This is a genomic window from Aliiglaciecola sp. 3_MG-2023 (assembly GCF_030548205.1).
GTDB lineage: Bacteria > Pseudomonadota > Gammaproteobacteria > Enterobacterales > Alteromonadaceae > Aliiglaciecola.
Window position 1 is genome coordinate 1 of the sequence record NZ_JAUORV010000033.1, and the last position, 6,715, is coordinate 6,715.

General features: G+C 43.4%; 5 protein-coding genes. 2 read left to right on the plus strand and 3 right to left on the minus strand.

Going from position 1 to position 6,715, the window contains the following annotated elements; all coding sequences use genetic code 11:
- The 3 genes from Q4574_RS21310 to Q4574_RS21320 all read right to left on the minus strand — a co-directional run.
- Nucleotides 1-277 (minus strand): hypothetical protein (locus tag Q4574_RS21310; protein ID WP_303477684.1); only part of this gene is annotated, 277 nt, incomplete at its 3' end.
- 63 nt (nucleotides 278-340) lie between these two features.
- Nucleotides 341-2,590 (minus strand): YgiQ family radical SAM protein, encoded by a 2,250-nt coding sequence (locus Q4574_RS21315; protein ID WP_303477687.1) that lies wholly within the window; start codon nucleotides 2,588-2,590, stop codon nucleotides 341-343.
- 208 nt (nucleotides 2,591-2,798) lie between these two features.
- Nucleotides 2,799-2,990 carry a CPXCG motif-containing cysteine-rich protein gene (locus Q4574_RS21320; protein WP_303477688.1) on the minus strand — a complete coding sequence of 64 codons (192 nt, stop codon included), beginning with the start codon at nucleotides 2,988-2,990 and terminating at the stop codon, nucleotides 2,799-2,801.
- A gap of 144 nt (nucleotides 2,991-3,134) precedes the next feature.
- Here Q4574_RS21320 and Q4574_RS21325 point away from each other — a divergent pair, with 144 nt between their 5' ends.
- Together Q4574_RS21325 and Q4574_RS21330 are read left to right on the plus strand one after the other, a co-directional pair.
- Complete coding sequence (locus tag Q4574_RS21325) at nucleotides 3,135-5,291, plus strand: exonuclease domain-containing protein (RefSeq protein WP_303477691.1); 2,157 nt, start codon at nucleotides 3,135-3,137, stop codon at nucleotides 5,289-5,291.
- Nucleotides 5,292-5,703: 412 nt separating this feature from the next.
- A complete protein-coding gene (locus tag Q4574_RS21330) occupies nucleotides 5,704-6,429 on the plus strand; it encodes a hypothetical protein (RefSeq protein ID WP_303477693.1) in 726 nt (241 codons plus the stop codon).
- Nucleotides 6,430-6,715: the final 286 nt, after the last annotated feature.

Consider the following 6,715-nt stretch of genomic DNA (forward strand, 5'->3'; position numbering starts at 1 on the left):
ATGGCCTAAAGACCATGCTACAGGGTGATTGATTCATCCATGGGGTGATTCTGTTGTAGGCGGGTGCTTTAGCCCCGCGCCATTCATTGCCGTGAAAAATCCATGGCCTAAAGACCATGCTACAGGGTGATTGATTCATCCATGGGGTGACTCTGTTGTAGGCGGGTGCTTTAGCCCCGCACCATTCATTGCCGTGAAAAATCCATGGCCTGTAGTCGGGTGCTTTAGCCCCGAGGATTGTTTTCTCTCCTCGATGCCCCCATGGCCTAAAGACCATGCTTTAGCCCCGCGCCATTCATTGCCGTGAAAAATCCATGGCCTAAGGACCATGCTACAGAGATTAAGGTTTTTTGTTGGATTTGCCTGCCGCTTTGTTGTGGGGCTGATTATCACTGAATCGTGTCAAACCTTGCTGGGCCTTAGGGTTTCCTTTACCTTTGCCTTTAGCATAAGCCTTATTTCGAGACCGTTTTGCATAGGCATTGTGGGCCTTGCCACTTAACTCTTCTTTGCTTTCTGCTGGCACCAGATGTTTAGCACCACTGCCAATTAAATGAGCTTTACCCATTTCTTTTAACGCTTTGCGGATCACCGGCCAGTTGGCTGGATCGTGATAACGTAAAAAGGCACGATGCAGGCGACGATGTATCTCACCTTTTGGCACGGTAACTTGTTCACTTTTGTGATTGACCTTATGTATGGGGTTTTTGCCCGTATGATACATAGTTGTCGCGTTGGCCATGGGCGAAGGATAGAAATTTTGCACCTGATCTAGCTTAAAATTATGCTCTTTTAACCACATAGCTAAACTCACCATATCCATATCTTCGGTACCCGGGTGGGCAGAGATAAAATACGGAATGAGATACTGAATTTTGCCTGCTTCTTTGGTGTATTTGTCGAACATTTCTTTAAAGCGCTCGTAGGTTCCCATACCAGGCTTCATCATCTTGTCCAGTGGCGCTTTTTCAGTATGCTCAGGGGCAATTTTTAAGTAGCCTCCCACATGATGAGTCACTAACTCCTTGACGTAATTTGGATCTTCAATGGCCAAGTCATAACGCACACCAGAGGCAATTAAAACTTTCTTAACCCCTTCCACTTTGCGCGCTTTTTTATATAACTCAACAGTAGGTGTTTGGTCGGTGTCTAAATGCCCACATATATCTGGCCACACACAAGAAAGGCGACGACAAGTTTGTTCCGCTTTGGCGCTTTTGCAACGCAATTTATACATATTGGCCGTAGGACCGCCTAAATCGGAGATCACCCCAGTAAAACCTGGAACTTTGTCGCGAATTTGCTCAATTTCACGAATTATTGATTCTTCAGATCGACTTTGAATTACCCGTCCTTCATGTTCCGTAATGGAACAAAATGTACAACCACCAAAACAACCACGCATAATATTCACCGAGGTTTTAATCATGTCGTAGGCTGGAATTTTGGCTTTGCCATAACTAGGATGAGGTACACGAGCATAGGGTAAATCAAATACCGCATCCATTTCTTCGGTTTCTAATGGAAAAGCAGGCGGGTTAATCCAAATAATACGATCGCCATGCCGCTGAGCCAGTGCGCGGGCACAACCTGGGTTGGTCTCTTGATGTAAAATCCGCGATGTATGGGCGTAGTGAGTTTTTTCAGCTCGCACCACATCATACGGGGGGAGCATAACGTATGTCTTTTCCCACGGCTTTCTGCGCTGAGTTTTAGAAGTAAATGGCTGAACGACTACAGGTTTGGCTTTTTGTGCGTCATCAATAACTTTATTTTGCTCATCTTCAGCCACCGCGCATTTATCTTCAATGTACTCATAAGGGCTGGGAATAGGATCAATTTTTCCAATCACATCAACATGTGTAGAATCAACCCCTTGCCATTCAGGTAACGGCTCTTTACGGATCACCGCAGTACCACGAATATCCTGCATATCAGCAATGGTCTCTCCCGCGGCAAATCGATGGGCCATTTCTAACAACGGGCGTTCAGCATTACCAAACATCAACATGTCTGCTTTTGAATCGAACAATACGGAACGTTTTACTTTATCTGACCAATAGTCGTAGTGGGCGATGCGTCTTAAACTGGCTTCAATTCCGCCAATTACCACTGGTTTTTTGTAAGCTTCTTTACAGCGTTGTGTATAAACTGTCACTGCTCTGTCTGGTCGCTTGCCCCCTTCATTGTTTGGGGTATACGCGTCGTCATGGCGTAGTTTACGATCAGCCGTATAGCGATTGATCATCGAGTCCATATTGCCTGCGGTAACCCCAAAAAATAAGTTTGGCTCACCTAGTTGCATGAAGTCTTTTTTGCTGGTCCAGTCTGGTTGAGAAATGATCCCAACCCTAAAGCCTTGAGACTCGAGAACACGGCCTATTACGGCCATGCCGAAACTCGGATGATCCACATAGGCATCCCCGGTCACAATAATTATGTCACAGCTATCCCAGCCTAACTGATCCATTTCCTTTCTAGACATAGGTAGAAACGGAGCAGGACCAAAACATTCGGCCCAATATTTAGGATAGGAAAATAGCCCTTTTTCAGCTTTCATTCGCTGAACAGGCTGTCGCATAACAGTCATGTATTGTACCAAGAAGTTAAGGGTTCAAAATTTTGCGGAGTATACCAGAAAAAGCCTTTCAACAAGAACATTATCACCGAATAGAGATTCACAGTGATAATACAAAGTGTCAACTTAACTGCTCACGCTTTGTACACTTTCATCTTTAGGATGCTCTTCTGACATCCCGTACAAATCACCACTCCCAACTTGTCATCTCCCCTGCTCTTTATTCATCATCTCGCTTTGCAATAACTTCAATGCCGAAGCCATTATCAATAATTTGTATTTCTATGGGTTGGCAACATATTTGGCAGTCGACGATTTGTTGTTGATTGATATCGTTAGCTTCATCTATTTCTAAATCGTTGTACGTCATACAATAGGGACATTCAAATTTACTGGCGACGGTGAGACTCATAGCGGCTCCTTGAATTTTAGAAGTTATCTTTGGTTACGGGAAAAATACTGAAAAAGTTTGAAAAACAAACCAATACTGACTGGATATACAGTAGTTTTTAAAATACACTGGGTGCGTGTCCAATCGATATTTTTATATGCGTTGATGAAAGAACTCCCGAGCAAATATTATTTAACCCATTTTCATGAGTTTCTAACATTCATTACTGGTCCTTGTGCACACTTACTCTCTATTGAAGATAGTGCCTTTATTGATAAATTCCACACTCTTTGTGAAGATGCCCAATGTTTATATGTTCGTGGACTCAATAGAAAATCTCCCATTATTAAACGTAATTCTTTGTTTTACGAAGAGATTAACCATCACGAACTGCATTTAGATACACTTATAACAGAAGGGTTTTACACTCAGGTAAAAGAATCCCACATTGCAGAGTTAAGCAATAACCTGACTAAGCCGGAATTAGCACAAATATTACGCAATGCTGAGGTCAGTTTCAGATCCTCGCAAAGTAAAGCCGACTATTTACAATTAGTGAAAGAGTCTTGTCAATTCGAAGACTTTTCCTCATTGCTTGAACACCACTGTGTGCTGCGCCGAGGAAAAGACCAACATATAAACTATTTCTTGTTCTTATTTTTTGGTGATCTCAACAGCAACTTATCAAAATTTTCTATGCGCGACCTCGGTATTATGAAGACTCAACGCGGAGTGAGTACCGACAATGCACGATTCGACTTCATCGATGAAGCGAAAAGTGCGTTTTTCTATGCTCACCAGCGCCGAGAAGTGGCTTCCCTAACCCCTAGCCAACTGGTGTCACTTGCCAAAGATTTTGCTTCTTTTCCCGTCCCCCAAGGCACCGTTGCCAACAAATATTGCGACCGCTTTTTATTAAAATTAGGTAAAGCCATTCTTCCCCATGACTTACAACTTGGTATCAAGATATTGGCAGAGTCTGCAGAGCCGTTGGCCCAAGAGAAAGTTATTCGCGAGCAATTCAAACTAGGTAACAAAGATTGGGTAAAAAGCCGTTTAGAGAAGATTATTGAAGAGCCGGAGTCAGAAGCGTTACTCACCTTTGCCGAAGATTTTTTGGCTCGTAAATATCAACAAAAACGCACCAGTAGTCTTACCGATATGCTAAGGGAACAACGGACTAAAGTGTTTATTGATGAGATGTATATGGACTCGGTGGAGCAAGGGGTGAAGCTACACTACCAAAAGCAAAACAAACAGGCTTTTCGCACTGAAAATAGGCTGTGGCGAGCATTGTTTGGTTTAGTGTTTTGGCATGAACTTTTTGAAATGGATAGCAATGCACTAGTCACGGAATTCGATTACAAACCTCAGGCGATTAATCAAAATACTTTTTATCACCTTTACGAACAAGATATTGAGACACGACTATATCGCATGACCAGTGCGCAAATCACCTTTAAACAAGTTTCCAAGGTTATGCTCGAAAAATACGGTCGCCCTAACGGTATCTTTCGATGGCACAAATCCTTGCTCGAAGTTTTAGCCGTATTTTTTGATCATGTCGACATTGACGGTTTTAAAGCGCATTTGAGAATGATGGCAAAAGATTTTAAAAACTATGCAGACGGCTATCCGGATATCATGGTGGTAGACGATAACGGGCTGCGGTTTGAGGAAATAAAGGCTCCGGGAGATCAATTACGGAAAAACCAATTGTTAACCATAAAACAGTTGAGAAAATCAGGGTTTCAAGTAGCAGTCACCCAAGTTGAATGGTTTTTAGATCCCCAACAGCCCTATGCGGTCGTCGATATTGAAACCACTGGCGGTCGTGCAAACCAGCATCGCATAACCGAAATAGGCATTGCCAAAGTTATCAACGGCAAAGTGATTGACACTTGGCAAACCTTAATCAACCCACAACGCCATATTCCTCATAAAATCACACAATTAACCGGCATTGATGATGAAATGGTCAGTGATGCGCCCTTATTTGTGGAAATAGCAGAGAGCCTTCGCAATTACCTGTCTGATTGTGTATTTGTTGCCCACAATGTCAATTTTGATTATGGGTTTATCCGCGCGGAATTTGAACGTCTCGAACAAAACTTTCGCATGCCTAAGTTATGTACAGTAAGAGAGATGCGCAAAGCTGTACCAGGATTGCCTTCCTATTCATTGGCTAACTTGACCCGACATTTTGGCATAGATATGGCCCGCCATCACAGAGCCCTTTCCGATGCACAAGCCGCCGCAGAATTGCTGTTCATCATCAACGATGTCCGCCATCAAAAAGCCGATGAGCGCCAGTTACAATAACTAACGCCCTGTAGCATGGTCTTTAGGCCATAAGCGTTCCTTGGGTTATTGGCATCCTTCGCTCGGGGCTAAAGCCGCCGACTACAGGCCAAGCACCCTGTAGCATGGTCTTTAGGCCATAAGCGTTCCTCGGGTTATTGATATCCCTTGCTCGGGGCTAAAGCCACCGACTACAGGCCAAGCACCTTGTAGCATGGTCTTTAGGCCATAACCGTTCCTTGGGTTATTGATATCCCTCGCTCGGGGCTAAAGCCACCGACTACAGGCCAAGCACCCTGTAGCATGGTCTTTAGGCCATGGAATGAGAACAATCCTCGGGGCTAAAGCCACCGACTACAGAAACCTGCAGAATTGACAGCCAACTTTATCCATGCGTAAATCTAATGATAGATCATCAATTTAACCTAAAACTATGATTAAAAAGCTTTTTCGTGTTTCACGGTTTCTACATAAATGGGCAGGATTATTCCTTGCCGTACAGATTTTATTGTGGATTTTAGGTGGTGTGGTGATGAGCGTAATACCTTTAGAAAAGGTACACGGAGATCATCTAGCTATCAAAAATCTCAACTATGAAATTGATAACTCACAATATGCTTTTTCCCTAGACACACTTCGCCTTAAAGTGTCAGAGCCTATTCACAGTATTTCCTTAACCGAATTTTTAGGTGAGCCTTATTATGCTTTTCAAACAACCTCAGGTGCTCAATTGTTTCATGCTATTACGGGCGACATAAAAGGCAGAATCAATGCAGATGAAGCCGCTTTAATAGCAAATCAACATTATCTTGGCGATGGTAATTTAGTTGAACGAAAGTTACTAGATAAAGCTCCTATGGAAGCTTCACGAAATAAAGGGCAAGTTTGGCAATTAAGGTTTGACGATACTTGGAATACGACCCTTTATGTATCACCAACAAGTGGAAAGCTGACCACAATTAGAAGTGATTTATGGCGTATTTTTGATTTCTTCTGGATGTTACATATTATGGATTATGATGAACGAGAAGATTTTAATAACCCATTATTAATCACCTTTTCGATTTCCGCTCTTATGTTTACTCTCACAGGTATTATTTTACTATTTAAAAGTTTTAACATTACCGGTAATAAAAAACACAAACGCACAAATAAGTAGTACCAATGCTCGCGGCGTGGGGGTTGAAACTCGGGGCTAAAGCACCCGACTACAGCGGCGGAATGTGCCCCTGTAGCATGGTCTTTAGGCCATAAGCGTTCCATGGGTTATTGGTATCCTTCGCTCGGGGCTAAAGCCGCCGACTACAGCGGGGAAATGTACCCCTGTAGCATGGTCTTTAGGCCATGGGCGTTCCATGGGTTATTGGCATCCTTCGCTCGGGGCTAAAGCCGCCGACTACAGCGGGGAAATGTACCCCTGTAGCATGGTCTTTAGGCCATGGGCG